We start from the raw sequence: 15,096 nt of genomic DNA on the forward strand, positions 1-15,096 counted from the left end.
CTGTTTGCTTCAGCTATCGTGCTCAGTTTTCTTCCCTCAGCACGTATCCCATCCCGATCCGGGTATGGATCAGGCGCCTGCCCTGATCTTTTTCGATCTTTTTCCGAAGGAAGTTGACATAGACATCGATTACATTCGTGCCGGTATCGAAGTTAATGTCCCAGGCGTTTTCGGCAATATATTGCCTGGATAATACACGGTTGGGGTTTTTCATAAACAGTTCCAGGAGAATGTATTCGCGTGCTGTCAGGGATATCGGGACGCCATTTCTGGTTACCGTTTTGCCTGCTGTATCCATGGTCATATCGGCAAAGGTGAGTAATGACTGACCCTGGCCGTTGCGGCTGCGCCTGAGCAGGGCCTCCAACCTTACCAGCAGTTCGCGAAAATGAAAGGGTTTGACGAGGTAATCGTCTGCACCCGCATTAAAGCCGCCAACCTTATCGTCAACCGCACCAAGGGCGGTAAGTAAGAGCACGGGAACATCTGCATTTTCTTTTCTCAGCTGCCTGCAGATCTTCAGGCCGTTCATTCCAGGCATCATCACATCCAGTATGAGCAGATCATATCCGGTTTTCAGGAATTCGGAAAAGGCTTCCTGTCCGTTACCAACTGCAGTTACCTCATAGCCGTTCTCTTCCAGGCCACTCTTAATCAGGCTGGCTATCCTGTTGTCATCCTCCGCCAATCCTATTTTATACATATTATTTTCTTACGGATTTAGTTTTTGGCTTCTGGTATGATGCTGCCTGATGCAGTCTTTCCTTTACCATGCCGCTCTGTTGTAAACCACACTGTGCCAGCCGTAAAAGTAAGTTTTCTTTTTGTGAATCGCATAGGTGATACCCGGAGGCCGGGCGGCTCTTTGCCATGTTCATTGTTAAATAATGTTAAAATGATATGTGTATAAAATACACTATGATATAATAATTCTTATATTTGTACCGTTAATAAGACAATAACTGATTTGTCAATCTGAGGGCCGCGTGCTAACGGTCTGACTGATAAATAAGATATAAAGATAAAACCGTTCATACAGGTTTATATTTGGTTAGAAAGGGTAGGGTCCGGATGGAACTCCCTTTTCTTTTTTTCAGGGGTGCCGTGATACCGAACCTGTAATAAAATCAACAATGATTTTTGGATTGGGCAAACTATGCGGATGGTGCTTTGCCCCCGGCTTGTGAAATACGGTGATCTTTCCTCCTGCAGCTATAACTTTCTTTTCAAACAGTAATGTGTTCGTTTCAGGTGATACCGCTTCATCTGCATCTGCGCAGAGGATCAGGTTTGGGTAGCCACCCTTTACAATCTCCGCAATTTTATCGATAGGACTGCCTTTGAATGAATCCGGATCAAATCCTTCCTTCAATCCATAATCTTTAAGGAACTGCTGATGCTCGTCAGGATATTGCTTTGCACTTTCCGGACTGCCGGGCCAGGTCTTCAGGTCCAGTACAGGATTGTCTACATATACACAGGCTATTTTACCAGGATTGGCTGCGGCCCAGTTGTAGGCATATACTGCACCTCTGCTCATCCCTTCCATAGCTGCCTTTTTGCCTAGCCCTGCTTTTCTGAGTAGTTTGTAAAAATTATTCCACAAACTGATGGCTTCCGGGTTGCCGAATAGCTCTGACGCATCGCAATATACAATGTGATAGCCACGCTCAAGCAGCGCGATATCGGCCTGGGGTTCATGTCCCCAGAAGCGGGCGCGCCAAACATAGGGATGACCTGCTGCAGAAATTTTGGGCTTTACAATTCTGCACTCCCTGCCGCTGAGTTTAAAGGTCAGACAGTGGAAGCCGTAAAAGGATTCCACTGCGTTTGCTGATGAAACAAGGTCTAATCCGGGGATGCTTTTAACTTCAGCCAGACGACTGAACAAGTCAAAGTGTTGACCGTCCCTGTATAGCAGTACCGTTTCATAGAGCCTCCTGGCAAGTACGGCTGAGCCTTTTACATCCGGATGGATGAGGTCTGGTACCCTTTCGGGCTGGTCGATCAGCAGCGGGTGCATGTCGAGTACTTCCAGTCCTGTATCGTAGGCCACTTTTCTCGCTTTTGGGATGATCTGCTTGCAGATAACCGGGTCCCAGATGCCGGTACTGTCCTTTACAAAGGAGACTACAGGCAGCATGATGATGACCCGCGGATGGCTTGGTAATGCCCGGAAGGCACTGATCATGTTTTTATAATCGGACTCGTAGTCGGCAAGATGCCCTCTGTTCACGAGCTTTGCATCGTTTCCGCCCAGGTCTATAAACACAATATCGGGATTGCTTTTCAATGCCTGCTGGTATTGCGGGGTGCTGATGTACGGATAATCTCCTTTGGACAGCATCGTAGTTCCGCTCACACCAAAATTCTTTACCAGGTAGCCACTGCCCAGCAGCTGCTGAAGCTGACCGGAAAAAGACTGCTTTTCACGGTCGGGAATGCCATGGCCGTAGGTAATGCTTGCCCCGATACAGGTGATCCTGACAACGGCATCTGCCTGGAAGCAGAGACTGCACAGGAAGGTGATCAGTGAAATACAGAAAATGCGCATTCGATCATTCTATTTAGCCTTAAGGTACTATCAAATTCTCAATCTGCCAACAGTCGTATATGTCATTTCTATGGCATAAGTGACAGATCTTCTGCGAAAAAGGCTGTTTAAGAGGCGTGGAAATGTAACTTTGCCCCCGAAATACACAAAAGCTGACCAAACCAGATATGATTAAAAAGCCAGGCTCTATACTGTTCTCTACCCGTACAATGGGATTCCTGTTGATTTTATATGCGTTTTCCATGGCTATGGGCACATTTGTGGAAAATGACTATAAGACGCCTGTTGCAAAGGCACTGATTTACGAATGCTGGTGGTTCGAGGCGATCATGGTCATCCTGGTGCTGAACTTTATCGGCAATATTGCCCGATACCGTCTTTATCAACTAAAAAAGCTGCCGCTGCTGGTTTTTCACCTGGCCTTTGTGGTCATTTTCATTGGTGGTGCGATCACCCGGTATATCAGTTTCGAGGGCTCCATGTCGATCAGGGAAAATGAATCGAGTGAAGATATCATCTCAGACAAAACCTTCTTTAAAGTACAGATCGGGAAAGGCGACGATGCGCTTGCCTATAATGATGTACCCGTTACCCTGCTTTCCAACCGGGTTCCGTTTTACCTGAAACCTTTTAAGAAGGATTTTGAAGAGGAGTATGATTTCCGGGGTGAAAGGGTAAAGTTAAAAGTCATTGATTTTTATTCACGGGCACAGGATTCACTGGTAAAGGAGTCCTCAGGCGTATCGACTTTGCACCTGGTGGTGCTGGAAAACGGACAGCGTGTGAATAAGTACATACCCTCCGGTGATGTGCAACTGATCCAGAACCTGTTATTCAGCTTTAATAAAGAGACTCAGGGGGCAATTAACATTACGGACAAAGATGGAAGGCTGCAGATCTCTTCACCGTTTGACGGCAGCTATATGATCATGGCGACGCAGGAACAAAAGCCTGTACCCGGTAGCCAGGGACTGCAGGACTTTAACATCAGGAGCCTGTATACTTTCGGTACACTTGCATTTGTAGTGCCCGAGCTCCCGGCGCGGGGAAGACTTATACACTTTGAAGGCGACAAGAAAAAACACGAAAACGATCCGGACCTGATTCGGGTAGCCATTAAAACCAGCAATGCGGCTGATACGGTTTCCTTTTATGGCGGGCGCGGACTCACTAATTTCCAGCACCAGTCGCAGGTGGGCGACCTGAGGATTTCCCTGGCTTACGGGTCTAAAATTTATAAAGCTCCTTTTGCCCTCAAACTTGTAGATTTTAAGATGGAAAAATACCCGGGAAGCGATAGTCCGTCTTCCTATTCTTCGGATGTGATGATTCAGGACAAGGGTAAGGAAACCCCATACAAAATATATATGAACCATGTTCTCGACCATTCGGGATACCGCTTTTTTCAGTCCAGCTTTCATCCGGATGAAAAGGGTACGATACTTTCCGTGAACCATGATGCCTGGGGAACAAATATCACCTATATCGGGTATACTTTTCTCTTCCTGGGCATGTTCGTTACCCTGTTCTGGAAGGGGACACACTTTTCAAAACTGAATGAACAGCTAAAGGCCCTGTCTAAAACAACTAAAGTATTGCTGCTGATGTTATCTCTGTCCCTGGGAGGAGGTTCGGCTTACAGTCAGAAAATTGACATGCACGGCACCGACGGGCAGGACCACGCAGGCCATGACCATTCCGGTCATGATCATGCTGCGATGCCAGAGCAGGGGCATAGCGATGGTGGGGCAATGCAGCAGGTGCTTGCCTTAAAAGCCGTTGATGCCGGTTCATTCGCGGAGAAGATCAGGATTGATCCTGACCACGCGGCGCAGTTTGGCCGGTTGCTGGTACAAAATATCGACGGCAGGATAGAGCCGGTAAATACACTCGCGCTGGAAATACTGAGAAAAGTGTATGGCAAGGAACGCTTTTACACACTGGATGCCAATCAATTCTTACTGTCTGTTTCTACCAACCCCTACAAGTGGGTCAACGTGCCGCTGATAAAAATAGGCAGTAAGGGCGGTGAGGAGATTCTCAGGAAACTAAAGGCAGACGAGCATGGGAATACCACAATGGTTAATCTCCTGGATCTCAGTCCGGATGGTTCTGCACAGTTCGTTCTGGCTGAGGATTATCAGAAGGCTTTTGCAAAGAAACCGGCGGACCAGAGCAACTATGACAAGTTCGTACTTGACCTCAATGATAAGCTCTACGCAATGCAGCAACTTTTAGAAGGCCAGTATTTGCGTGTTCTGCCACTTGCAGGAGATAAGAATAACCAATGGGTAGCCATGCCATTTAATCCGATAGACGGAGCTGAGATGACTAATCCTGTGGCGCTGTATTTTTCAAGTGTGATCAAGGCAGAAGAATCGGGTAACTGGCAGGACGTAGATGCCAAGCTGAATCACATCAAGGGCCTGCAGTTGAAACATAGTAAAGATGTTGTGCCTTCTGCGGCTAAGATTGAGTGGGAGGTCAGGTACAATTCCTGGAACATCTTCCTGAAACTGATGATCGCTTACGCAGTCCTGGGGACCGTTATACTTGCTTTGGGATTTGTCCGGTTGTTCAGGCAGGGTAAGGTGCTGAACCGGATCGTAAACGTAACTTTGGTACTGATCGGTATCGCGGCTGCCTTTCAGGCACTCGGACTGGGGGTACGCTGGTATATTTCAGGACACGAACCCTGGAGCAATGGATATGAGGCCGTACTTTTCATCAGCTGGATCGGTGTATTATCTGGCATGCTGATGTACAGGAACAGCAATGCCTTCATTCCTGCGGCGGGCTGTCTGATCGCCGTGATCCTGATGGGCTTTGCTCATGGCGGCTCGCAGATGAACCCGCAGATCACCCCGCTGGTACCGGTACTGAAGTCTTACTGGCTGATGATCCACGTGGCGATCATTACCTCAAGCTATGGTTTCTTCGGACTGAGCGCACTGATGGGTACGGTCGTGCTGATCTTATACATCATAGATCACAAAAAGATCTCGGCAAAGGTGAAGTCTTCTGTTACCGAGCTGACCATTGTCAACGAGATGTCGCTTACCGTGGGCCTGTTCCTCCTTACCGTCGGAACTTTTCTGGGGGGGATATGGGCCAATGAAAGCTGGGGCCGTTACTGGAGCTGGGACCCTAAGGAAACCTGGGCCTTTATTTCCGTTATCGTGTATGCCTTCGTACTGCATGTGCGGCTGATCCCTAAAATGAAAGGTAAATACCTGTTCAATCTTTTGTCACTGGTCAGTTTCTCGACGATCATCATGACGTATTTTGGGGTCAACTATTACCTCACCGGCCTGCATTCCTACGCCCAGGGTGACCCGGTGCCGATACCGTCGTGGGTTTACATCACCGTATCGATAGTATTTGTGCTGGCGGTAGTATCTTATCGCCGATACAAGAGGAAGGTCTAGTTACCAGTGGTCCATTCAGCGGGCCCTGGTTTCATCGATCGCTTTTACCCATTTTTTGTGCCCGCATTTGGTACAGGTATGCTCCTTGCAGGGCGCGATCTTCTGCACCCTTCCGCAAAAAGAGCAGGCGTAGTCGTTCTCGCCTGTAATCTGTTTGCAGCGCTGGTCGAAAAGATGCGGCAGAATGGGAAGCCCTGGTTTTACGTCCTTGTCGTCATAGAAGAATATACTGACATTACCGGATGTTTCCAATATGGCCAGCCTGATCTGCCCTAAGTGAGAGACGCTTTGCTGGCGTAGTTCAGAAAAAAACTCGTCAAATGCGAGGTCTTCTTTTTTGAAGTTTTCTATGGAAAATTCGCCATCTACGATGACGTATGCGCATTTCCCTTCTACCAGGTCGTCAAATGTGCTGCTTTTGGCCATCAGGTAAGTAGTAAGCCGGTAGGCTCCGACAATAACCGCAAATATGACAATAGGGGTAAGCAGGCCTATTTCTTTATAAAACATAGGGTCACCCGCAGCGGAACCCAGGCTGATGATCACCACGAGCTCAAATACGGAAAGCTGCCGCACTCCCCGCTTGCCAAGCAAACGGAGCCCGATCAGGATGATAAAATACATCAGGATGGTGCGCAGTACGATTTCCAGGAGAAAGCTCCAGTGTTCCTCACCGAACAGGAAATTGGTCCAGTCAATTTTCATCAGGGTCATTTTAGCCGTTTTTAAGTAAAAACAGCGTCAACGGGCATTTGTTCACCTGGTCTGTCTATACGTTAACTTCAGGTCGTAAAAAGTATTTTTTTCAAATGGCCTGAAAGCTGCTGACAAACTGTTGTCACCGGCGCGTATTTACTTTGTGGTGTAACAAAAAAATAAAGACTATGAACACATCAGAAATTGCACAAAGCACAGCACAGGTAATCAGCAAGGAAGACCTTTTGAAACACTGGCAGGGACACCGCAGCCTGACCAGGAAAGTGATCGAGGCATTTCCTGAAAAGGAATTTTTTGAATTCTCCATCGGCGGAATGCGACCTTTCTCTGCCCTGACCTCAGAGTTCCTGGCCATGGGCGCGCCGGCGATGAAAGGCATCGTGGAGCGCCAGGAGGAGCCTTACCAGGAGAACAGCGAGGAACTGACCACCAAGGCGCAGTACCTGGAAAAATGGGACCGGGCCACTGAGGATATCAACAAATACTGGGGACAGCTGAGCACGGAAAATTTCAGTGAGACGTTCAACCTGTTCGGGGCGTACAATTTCCCGGTGATCCAGAATATCCTGTACCTGATCGACAATGAGATCCACCACCGCGGACAGGGTTATGTTTACCTGAGGGCCTTAGGGATCGAGCCGCCCTTTTTTTGGGAGAGATAAGCAGGATTCAGCCTTTCTCTGGCTTCTGAATGGTTCATGGATAACCTGGACTTCATCTTCTCCATCAATTCCAGTATGTCTGTTTTGAGGCTTTCAGGCTCCAGGATCTTCGCATGATCGCCAAACATCAGGTACCAGCGTGCAAAACCGTTCTGCACGTTCTGACTGAGAAAAGTCATCTCGATCTGGTTCCCGATCATTTGCTGGGAAACAAAACCGTGAAACTTTTTCTCATAGTCCAGGTGTTTGGCGATTTTCTTGTCGACCAGTATCCTTACCCTTGTGGTAGGGTACTTTTCCTTATCATTTTTCAGGTAGTTTTCCAGGGGTTCGTGCGTTAAGGAAAAAGGCTGTTCAGTCTGCCTGATCTCCAGGATCCGGTCCGTGCGGAACTGCCGGTAATCCTTTCGCAGGTGACAATAGGCGAAGGTATACCAGTTGTTGTGGTCATGGAATATGCCTACGGGTTCTATTGTCCTGGTCAGTGGCACTTCAGCTTCAATTGCCTGGTAATGCAATATGGCCTGCGTCTTTTCCGCCACACACTTGAATAACATAGCCAGGGCATTGGGTGCATTTTCGTTGAACATCCTGTCGGCGGGCTGCATCAGTACATTGGATTCGATACCCGAAAGCCAGTCCTTGTCGGCATTTTTCAGTACCGCCTTTAACTTGTAGGCAGCGGACGCGTAGTGCCTGCCCATTTCCCGGTCCGTAAACTTTTGCATCAGCTTTTCAGCTGCAATGAAACTACCTGCTTCTTCCCGTGTGAACATCACCGGGGGCAGGCGGTATCCGTCCATGAGCGAGTATCCACTGCCTGCTTCTCCGTATATAGGCACCCCGGATGCTTCGAGCGTCCTGATGTCCCTGTAAATGGTCCTTGAACTCACTTCAAACCTTTCGGCCAGGTCCTGTGCCCTGACCACTTTTTTAGATTGCAGCTGGATCAGTATCGCGACAATTCTGTCGAAGCGTTTGGGTGAGTCGTCCATTGGTCTTTGTCTTTGATCAAATATAGAGAGTTTAAACTTACCGGGGGCAATGTTGTTAGACAGTAAAAAACCTACTGTTATGAAATACAAATTTTCAGCCCTGCTGGCAGCCGTTTTTGCCGTGGGCATCCTTGCTTCCTGCGGAAGTGCAGACAGCCGCGCAGACCGTATTGCAGACTCTACTGATCTTGGCGACCGTGCGGATTCGGCAAGCCGCGCACAGAAAGCTGACAACAGGAACGAAGAATTTGAAAGCAATACCGACGATGATGTTGCACTGTTCATGAAGTCGGCGGCAGCGGGTTCCAAAATCGAGATCATGCTCGGCGAGAAGGCACTTCAAAGTGCCGCTAACGCTGACGTAAAGAAATTTGCGCAGCGGATGATCGATGACCATACCAAGGCAGGCAAGGAACTGGAACAGCTTTCCACTGAATACGGCATACTGCTACCCACTGAACTTCCGGCCGACGTCCGTCAGCATATGGAGGCGATGGGTAATAGGAAGGGCGCTAACTTTGACCGCAGTTATATGGAGATGATGGTCAAGGACCATGGCAAGACGGTCAATATGTTCCGCGAGGCGGCTGCGTTGAACAACAACAAGATCAAGGATTTTGCGGCTAAAACCCTGCCTGTCCTTCAGGAACACGAGAAAATGGCAAAGGAGATCTTCGGCAGGCTTTAGGATGGGCAAGCGCTTCTTTTTAATGTGTTAAAAAGTTAAATTGCGCTACCAAACCAATAAACCGAATGAAAACCATCCATGTACTCTTGAAGTGCCTCGCCGTATCATTTCTCGTGCTGCAGTCCTGTAAACACGATAAGACCACTGTTAAGCCGGAAGGGACCGATAGCCCGGGGCCGCTGGCCGGAAAGCTCAAAACCATTCTTGTAAACGGTGAAAAGGAATTCTGGACAGCTTACAGCTATGCTCAGGACGGAACGCTGGAAAAAGAACAGAGCTTTAACAAGACGAAGGTCCAGAACGAGACTGATTTTGATTATGCTGGTGGAAAGATCACCTCCACTGTTCTGAAAAGGAGTTATGCAGAGGGGCTTTCGCCGGCAGTAGTCAGGCATTTTTATTATACTAATGGGATGTTATCCAGTATCCGGGAATTTGACGTTGACCCGTATTCGCTGGAACGCTCTGCTTTTAATTATGTGTTTTCCTATTCGGGCGGAGTTTTGAAAGAACTGCGTACTGAGATTGTCCGTTCGGCAGGAGATTACGTGCTTTATCAGTTAACTAAGTTTGATGCAGACGCCAGGGGCAATGTGGTGAAGGCCGAAATACAGACCTACCGGAATAACCAGGCACAGAATACGGAAATCCGGCAGTACGTATACGATGACAAAGTCAATCCACTGGTAAAGCTGACTGATCCGCTGAAGTTCAGTGTCTATTTCAGTCCGAATAATGTCGTAAAAGAGACAATCACACCCTCTCCAGGCGGAAGTTCCACTGTAACAGGCTATCAATACGAGTATAATGCAGATGGCAAGCCTTCAAGATCCAGCGTTTCCGCGGAAAGTTTCCGTGTTTTTGACTATAATAAGTAGTTTAACGCTTACATCAAACTACCTCGTCTGCATCAGATAAATGATCAGCAGGATGCTCACCAGGATCAGTATACCTGTAATGAGACGGTTAAAAGCCGAGGAATGGTAATAAAGACCTTGCTCAAGTTGTTTTTTGATTTTTTCGTACCGCAGGTAAGAGAGCAGCAGGATCAATGCACCCACCACTACGAGCAGAATTCCGACGATTCTTGACGCGCCAGGCGTATGGCTGACCTGCCCGGTTGTGACCGCCGAGGCCAGTTCCCTTGTAAACAAAGAGAATTTGACCACTACAAAGCCGAATCCCATGATCCCGATACTGGTCCTGATCCAGGCAAGAAAAGTGCGTTCATTGGCCATGTGGTCATTCGGCGTGGCTCTGGAAGGAGTAATGAGTTGATCTTGCATTTTCAGTAGATAAACGATTTTCGTCGCTAAGTTAACATTCCCTGTTTCCTAAGCAATGTTTTTTGGAATGGGTCCTCATCTTTCCATATACCTACTTGGCCGTAAGCTGCCCGTTTCCGGACACGGTTGTTCGTAAGCGGACATTCCGCAAAAACTGATCATTTTTTTTTAACTGCAAAAGCGCGTCTATTGACTTTTTTAGGTCTTTCTAATTAAAATTGAGGCTGGCACGGCTAATGCAGGAGTATCCTGGACGTATAGTTTAATTAGTTTTAGTATTTGAAAACGGCATTGGATGATGCCGTTTTCTATTTTAATCTAATTGCAGCAATGCAGGACGGATAAGATTTTCAATGTCAGAAATTGTCTAAAAACTTTTGTAAGTTTTCCGGCGCTTCTGCAACTCATAAAAGAAAACGATATGAAAAAAATGTATCTTATCACTGTTCTCTTTAGTTGCGTGTCAATCATTGCCTGTAATGAGCAATCCTCACCGGATGGAAGGTCTAGATCAAGAGACCGTGACCTACAAGTGCAGATCGATTCCCTAAAAAAAGTAATAACCTCTATCAGTAATCAGGTTGACTCCCTGAAAGCCACCGGAAAATGACATTTGGAAAAGATGTAAATGAGAAAGATTTTCTGTCTGAGATCAGCAGGCACCAGGGCATTATCCGGAAAATCTGCCGGGTTTACCGGCGTACTTCCGAAGACCAGCAGGATTGCTTCCAGGAAACATTGCTCCAATTATGGAAATCTTTCCCATCTTTTCGTGGTGATTCTAAAATAAGTACATGGATTTATAGGATCGCACTCAATGTTGCCCTCACAGGATTCAGGAAGCGAGAACCAGAGATAACGTATTCCGATATGCTGCCAGATAGCCCGGAGTTTGTACAGGCAGAGGAAACTACACGCCGGCAAGAATGGCTGATCTGGGCTATCAGGCAGTTGACTGAAGCAGACAGGGCATTGCTGATCCTGTATCTTGACGAATTGAGCTACCGGGAAATTGCTGACATTACCGGCCTTAGCGAAGGCAACATAGGCGTTAAACTGAACAGGATTAAAAGACGGCTCACAGAGCTGGCGAAAAAAAACAAATGATGGAACTAAATGAATTAAAATCTGTGTGGAAACATCCGGAAGCCGGAAGTAAGAATAACGAGGAACTAAGGCAAATGCTCGTGCAGGCGAAGATACCGGTACTCCGGCAGATACAAAGACAGACTATAGTTGAGTCTTTTGCATTGGGTGTTTTCCTGGTGTGTTATTACAGCATGTTCGACGGACAGCAGAAAACGCTAATGGTAAACCTGTTACTCGTTGCTGTCGGTATAATGACCATTGTTCACAGTATTTATGGTTATATACTTGTAAATACTCCAGACGGGAAATCCTGCAATTTGCTGGCTTCCCTGCAGCGCCGGGAAAAGCAGATCAGATATTTTGCGTTGTTGTCCGTTGCCTTGAGAACAGTCTTTGCCATTGCCTTAATTATCTTCTTCACCGAGAATCCTGTGCTCAATACAGCCAGATCGATCGCTCTGATATTCGTTATACTGGTGTTTGCACTCCAAATGACTATGCTAATGCAAATCTGGATTGGCAGGCTAAAAAAGATCAGGAAAATCATCGAAGATTTTAATACTTTAAGGTGATGGAAGATTCCCTTGAAAAAATAAAATACCCCATCGGCAGGTTTAAGCCCGCAGATGAATACAATCCTGATGATCTCGCCAGCTGGACCGGCGGGATCAGGACGGTGCCTTTGCTGTTCGATTATTGTATCGAAAATCTCGATGAAGAGCAACTCAATACGCCGTACCGGCCCGGAGGCTGGAACATCATCCAGGTCGTGCATCACGTAGCTGACAGTCACATGAATGCGTATATACGGCTGAAGCTTGCGCTGACCGAAGAGCAGCCAAGGGTCAGCCCGTATGATGAAAATCGCTGGGCTGAACTTCCGGATGTCGGGCTTGTCCCTTTGAATGTTTCTATTACCTTGCTCCATGCGCTGCACCGGAGATGGTCGGTGCTTCTGGATAATTTAACAGAAGAGGACTGGAAAAGAACCTATTATCATCCGGCGAACGATGAATATATACCCGTATGGCAAATGACCAACCAGTATAACTGGCACGGTACACACCATGCGGAGCAGATACTTGCATTAAGGAAAAGGATGGAATGGTGATGTCTGAGTTTTGTGCCAGAAAATATGCTGTTTAGCCGAAGATGCTGTAAAAAGCAGTGCGGCACTCACGCGCGATCTGATCCGGAAGATCTTCCTTAATATGAAGGTGCATTTTTCCTTCCACATTGTAACAGCGGATGTATTCTGAGATCGAAGATCTTTGGCTCATGGTTGAGAAATAGCGTTTATAGGCAGAAGTGATGTCTGCGAGTTTTTCATTGAATAGTAAAGACTGGAACGGAGTAGCGTCAAGGCGTTTGGAAAAATTATACATAGATGTTACTGCTTAAATTATTGCAATAACATATTTATGAGCGTTTTGTTTGATGTTTCAATTTACTTTCAGGATGTACCCAAGGCCATAAACATTTCCGATCGAAACCTGCTTGGAGGTTTTGAATACACTCCGGAGCCTGGAAATGAATACTTCAAGGCTTTTTCCGTTGAAATAATCATCATCGCCCCAAAGCGCGATAAGGATGTCTTTCTTTTTCACCACCCGGTTTGGGTTGGCGATCAGGTAATCCAGTAATTCCGACTCCCTTACTGTCAGTGTATGTATGCTGTCTCCCGGAAGCATTATGAGCAATTGGTCTTTGTCGTACCTGATGTCCCCGACAGCGATGACGCCTGGCTGTTCATCAGGACGGTCGCCTGAAGAACCGAATTTCCGGACGATATTACCTACCCGCAGGACCAGCTCGTCAATTTCAAAGGGTTTAGAGATATAATCAATGGCGCCTATTTCCAGCCCGCGAAGCCGGTTTTCCTTTTCATTGTGGGCTGTGAGGAAAAGAAAGGCCTGTTCCTGGTTGATCTCCGTAATCGTCGCTGCAAGATCAAAGCCATTCATATCTGGCAACCGGACATCAATAACGATCAGTTTGTTGCTGAGCGGATTGTTCCGGTAGTGAGTCAGCGCTTCAGCTGCGGTCTTGAACCAGAGCACACTGAATCCGCGCAGTTTCAGGTATTCGGAAACCACATTGCCCAGATCTACCTCATCTTCAATGATCATAATATCATAATTCATTTGCATACTTTGAATGATCGTTAACTGGAGTACCCACCTTTACCAGGTATTTGGGGATAAGGATACTGAACAAAGTTCCTTGTGTATCCGTTCCCCCTACTTTCATGCGCCATCCATGGATGTCCAGGCATTGCTTAACATAGTACAGTCCCAGCCCAAGTCCGGGAGTTTTATGATCGTGGTTTAGCCTGAAAAATTTATCAAAGATCTTAACCCTGGCTTCTTCCTTAATACCCTTCCCGTTGTCCTGGATATTCAATACAAAATGGCTGCCTGTTTCATTCAGGAACACCTCAACCCGCTTCACAGCGCTGTCGTTGTGTTTGAATGCATTGTCCAGCAGGTTATTCATCATGGTGGAAAAGACAAAAGGTTCAATCGACAAGATCAGCCCGGCAGGATATGGCTCGAATGTAAGAAGATCTGATCCGGGAAGTTTGATCTTATAGTCTTCGATCAGCATCAGCAGCGCATGGTTGAGGTCCGCAGACTCAAAATGTACTTTTTCTTTCAGCCTGGAGACTTCCAGCATCTGGTTGATATGTGCCTGAAGCCGCCGGGCCTGTCGCCCGATGATCTGCCCAAGTGCGCGGATACGTTCTTTATCATTCAGAATCTCTTCCTCATCGAGACTCTTTCCGGCTACCATAATTGTCGTGACCGGCGTGTTGAACTCGTGCTTGATGCTGTTTAGAAAATCCGTCTTCATTTCCGCTTCCTTTTTCTGGCGCATCCAGCTGATGTACGTATAGTAGTTAATGCCGACAATGATGATGATACAAAGCGCCACCAGCGAGAAAGTCGGCAGCATCTGCCTGGCAACCCTGAGTTTCCGGTTGGGATAATCGGCAAAGAAGTTGAATGTGATCCGGAAATCATAGGCCAGCGTACCGCTTACGGATAGGTTGGTTACCCTGTTTTCCAGTGTTGGTGTTGGGAGCGAGCCATCGATAACGGTTCCATAGGGATACTTACTGAAGATATTGACGTCTCCCACAGCGGGATCAAAATTAATGTCAACCGACTGTACTGTCAGCAGGTAGTGCAGCGTTGTGTCCAGATGATTGCGACGAACAATGCTTTGAAAAACACTGTCCATGGTGCTTTCGATACGTAATCTCCGGACCATGCCAAAAGCCGCCTCCGCCGATAACGAATTAAACCTGTTCCGGTCATTCAGATAGGCCTGGCGGAGCTGCGGCATATATACACTCAAAACCGAGTCGACTATTTTGCCACCGCCCTTATATACTTTGTCATTGGGAATACTCCGCCCGTACTCGTCATTCAGCAGCTTTTTTTCCTGCGCATTAAAATCCCGGTCACGGAGTGTGTAAGTGTTGTAGATCAGTTTTAACTGTACAAAGATCAGGATCAGGAAACTGATCAATACCACAGATTTATAGAGGCGACCTGTCATTTCAATGGTCTAATTTCCCTAAAAATACGGTAAGTTTTTAGGAATCCGTTGCCGTTAAGGTTTCGTTAAGTATCCGTTACGGTTTCATTCGATAAATTGGCGTCAAAGTCACT

15 protein-coding genes are annotated in these 15,096 nt (G+C 47.1%); 7 read left to right on the top strand and 8 right to left on the bottom strand.

The genetic code is table 11. The features are described 5' to 3' along the window. Positions 1-22: 22 nt before the first annotated feature. Complete coding sequence (locus P2W84_RS05795) at positions 23-703, bottom strand: response regulator transcription factor (RefSeq protein WP_276089173.1); 681 nt, start codon at positions 701-703, stop codon at positions 23-25. Between the two features lie 390 nt (positions 704-1,093). Next, complete coding sequence (locus P2W84_RS05800) at positions 1,094-2,554, bottom strand: GDSL-type esterase/lipase family protein (protein ID WP_276089174.1); 1,461 nt, start codon at positions 2,552-2,554, stop codon at positions 1,094-1,096. 167 nt (positions 2,555-2,721) lie between these two features. Here P2W84_RS05800 and ccsA point away from each other — a divergent pair, with 167 nt between their 5' ends. After that, complete coding sequence (ccsA, locus tag P2W84_RS05805; protein WP_276089175.1) at positions 2,722-5,982, top strand: cytochrome c biogenesis protein CcsA; 3,261 nt, start codon at positions 2,722-2,724, stop codon at positions 5,980-5,982. Positions 5,983-5,997: 15 nt separating this feature from the next. Here the strand turns inward: ccsA and P2W84_RS05810 are convergent, their stop codons facing one another. After that, positions 5,998-6,696, bottom strand: a complete 699-nt coding sequence (locus P2W84_RS05810; RefSeq protein WP_276089176.1) for a DUF421 domain-containing protein — start codon at positions 6,694-6,696, stop codon at positions 5,998-6,000. A 170-nt stretch (positions 6,697-6,866) separates the two neighbouring features. Here P2W84_RS05810 and P2W84_RS05815 point away from each other — a divergent pair, with 170 nt between their 5' ends. Continuing rightward, positions 6,867-7,361, top strand: coding sequence for a DinB family protein (locus tag P2W84_RS05815; RefSeq protein ID WP_276089177.1), 495 nt, complete (start codon positions 6,867-6,869; stop codon positions 7,359-7,361). Here P2W84_RS05815 and P2W84_RS05820 read toward each other — a convergent pair. After that, positions 7,313-8,356 (bottom strand): YafY family protein, encoded by a 1,044-nt coding sequence (locus P2W84_RS05820; protein ID WP_276089178.1) that lies wholly within the window; start codon positions 8,354-8,356, stop codon positions 7,313-7,315. The genes P2W84_RS05815 and P2W84_RS05820 overlap by 49 nt on opposite strands. Positions 8,357-8,435: 79 nt before the next feature. Here P2W84_RS05820 and P2W84_RS05825 point away from each other — a divergent pair, with 79 nt between their 5' ends. Together P2W84_RS05825 and P2W84_RS05830 are read left to right on the top strand one after the other, a co-directional pair. Then, on the top strand, positions 8,436-9,044 hold the full coding sequence (locus P2W84_RS05825; RefSeq protein ID WP_276089179.1) for a DUF4142 domain-containing protein: 609 nt from the start codon (positions 8,436-8,438) through the stop codon (positions 9,042-9,044). Between the two features lie 65 nt (positions 9,045-9,109). After that, on the top strand, positions 9,110-9,922 hold the full coding sequence (locus P2W84_RS05830) for a hypothetical protein (RefSeq protein WP_276089180.1): 813 nt from the start codon (positions 9,110-9,112) through the stop codon (positions 9,920-9,922). 18 nt (positions 9,923-9,940) lie between these two features. On the opposite strand, the gene P2W84_RS05835 is transcribed toward P2W84_RS05830, so the two are convergent. Continuing rightward, entirely contained in the window at positions 9,941-10,330 is a 390-nt protein-coding gene (locus tag P2W84_RS05835; protein WP_276089181.1) for a DUF202 domain-containing protein, read from the bottom strand. Positions 10,331-10,936: 606 nt separating this feature from the next. Between P2W84_RS05835 and P2W84_RS05840 the strand changes: the two genes are divergently transcribed. The 3 genes from P2W84_RS05840 to P2W84_RS05850 are packed head-to-tail and all read left to right on the top strand — an operon-like array spanning position 10,937 to position 12,530. Beyond that, complete coding sequence (locus P2W84_RS05840) at positions 10,937-11,437, top strand: sigma-70 family RNA polymerase sigma factor (RefSeq protein WP_276089182.1); 501 nt, start codon at positions 10,937-10,939, stop codon at positions 11,435-11,437. After that, positions 11,434-11,991 carry a hypothetical protein gene (locus tag P2W84_RS05845; protein ID WP_276089183.1) on the top strand — a complete coding sequence of 186 codons (558 nt, stop codon included), beginning with the start codon at positions 11,434-11,436 and terminating at the stop codon, positions 11,989-11,991. Before P2W84_RS05840 ends, P2W84_RS05845 begins: the two co-directional genes overlap by 4 nt. After that, a complete protein-coding gene (locus P2W84_RS05850) occupies positions 11,991-12,530 on the top strand; it encodes a YfiT family bacillithiol transferase (protein ID WP_276089184.1) in 540 nt (179 codons plus the stop codon). The genes P2W84_RS05845 and P2W84_RS05850 overlap by 1 nt, the downstream gene beginning before the upstream one ends. A gap of 31 nt (positions 12,531-12,561) precedes the next feature. On the opposite strand, the gene P2W84_RS05855 is transcribed toward P2W84_RS05850, so the two are convergent. From P2W84_RS05855 to P2W84_RS05865, 3 genes are read right to left on the bottom strand one after another with little or no spacing between them, the layout of a single operon-like run. Then, complete coding sequence (locus P2W84_RS05855; RefSeq protein ID WP_276089185.1) at positions 12,562-12,804, bottom strand: hypothetical protein; 243 nt, start codon at positions 12,802-12,804, stop codon at positions 12,562-12,564. A gap of 57 nt (positions 12,805-12,861) precedes the next feature. Then, complete coding sequence (locus P2W84_RS05860; RefSeq protein ID WP_276089186.1) at positions 12,862-13,563, bottom strand: response regulator transcription factor; 702 nt, start codon at positions 13,561-13,563, stop codon at positions 12,862-12,864. Beyond that, a complete protein-coding gene (locus P2W84_RS05865; protein ID WP_276089187.1) occupies positions 13,553-14,983 on the bottom strand; it encodes a HAMP domain-containing sensor histidine kinase in 1,431 nt (476 codons plus the stop codon). Before P2W84_RS05865 ends, P2W84_RS05860 begins: the two co-directional genes overlap by 11 nt. Positions 14,984-15,096 lie beyond the last annotated feature (113 nt).

The sequence above is a fragment of the Pedobacter sp. JY14-1 genome, from assembly GCF_029269825.1.
Lineage (GTDB): Bacteria > Bacteroidota > Bacteroidia > Sphingobacteriales > Sphingobacteriaceae > Pedobacter.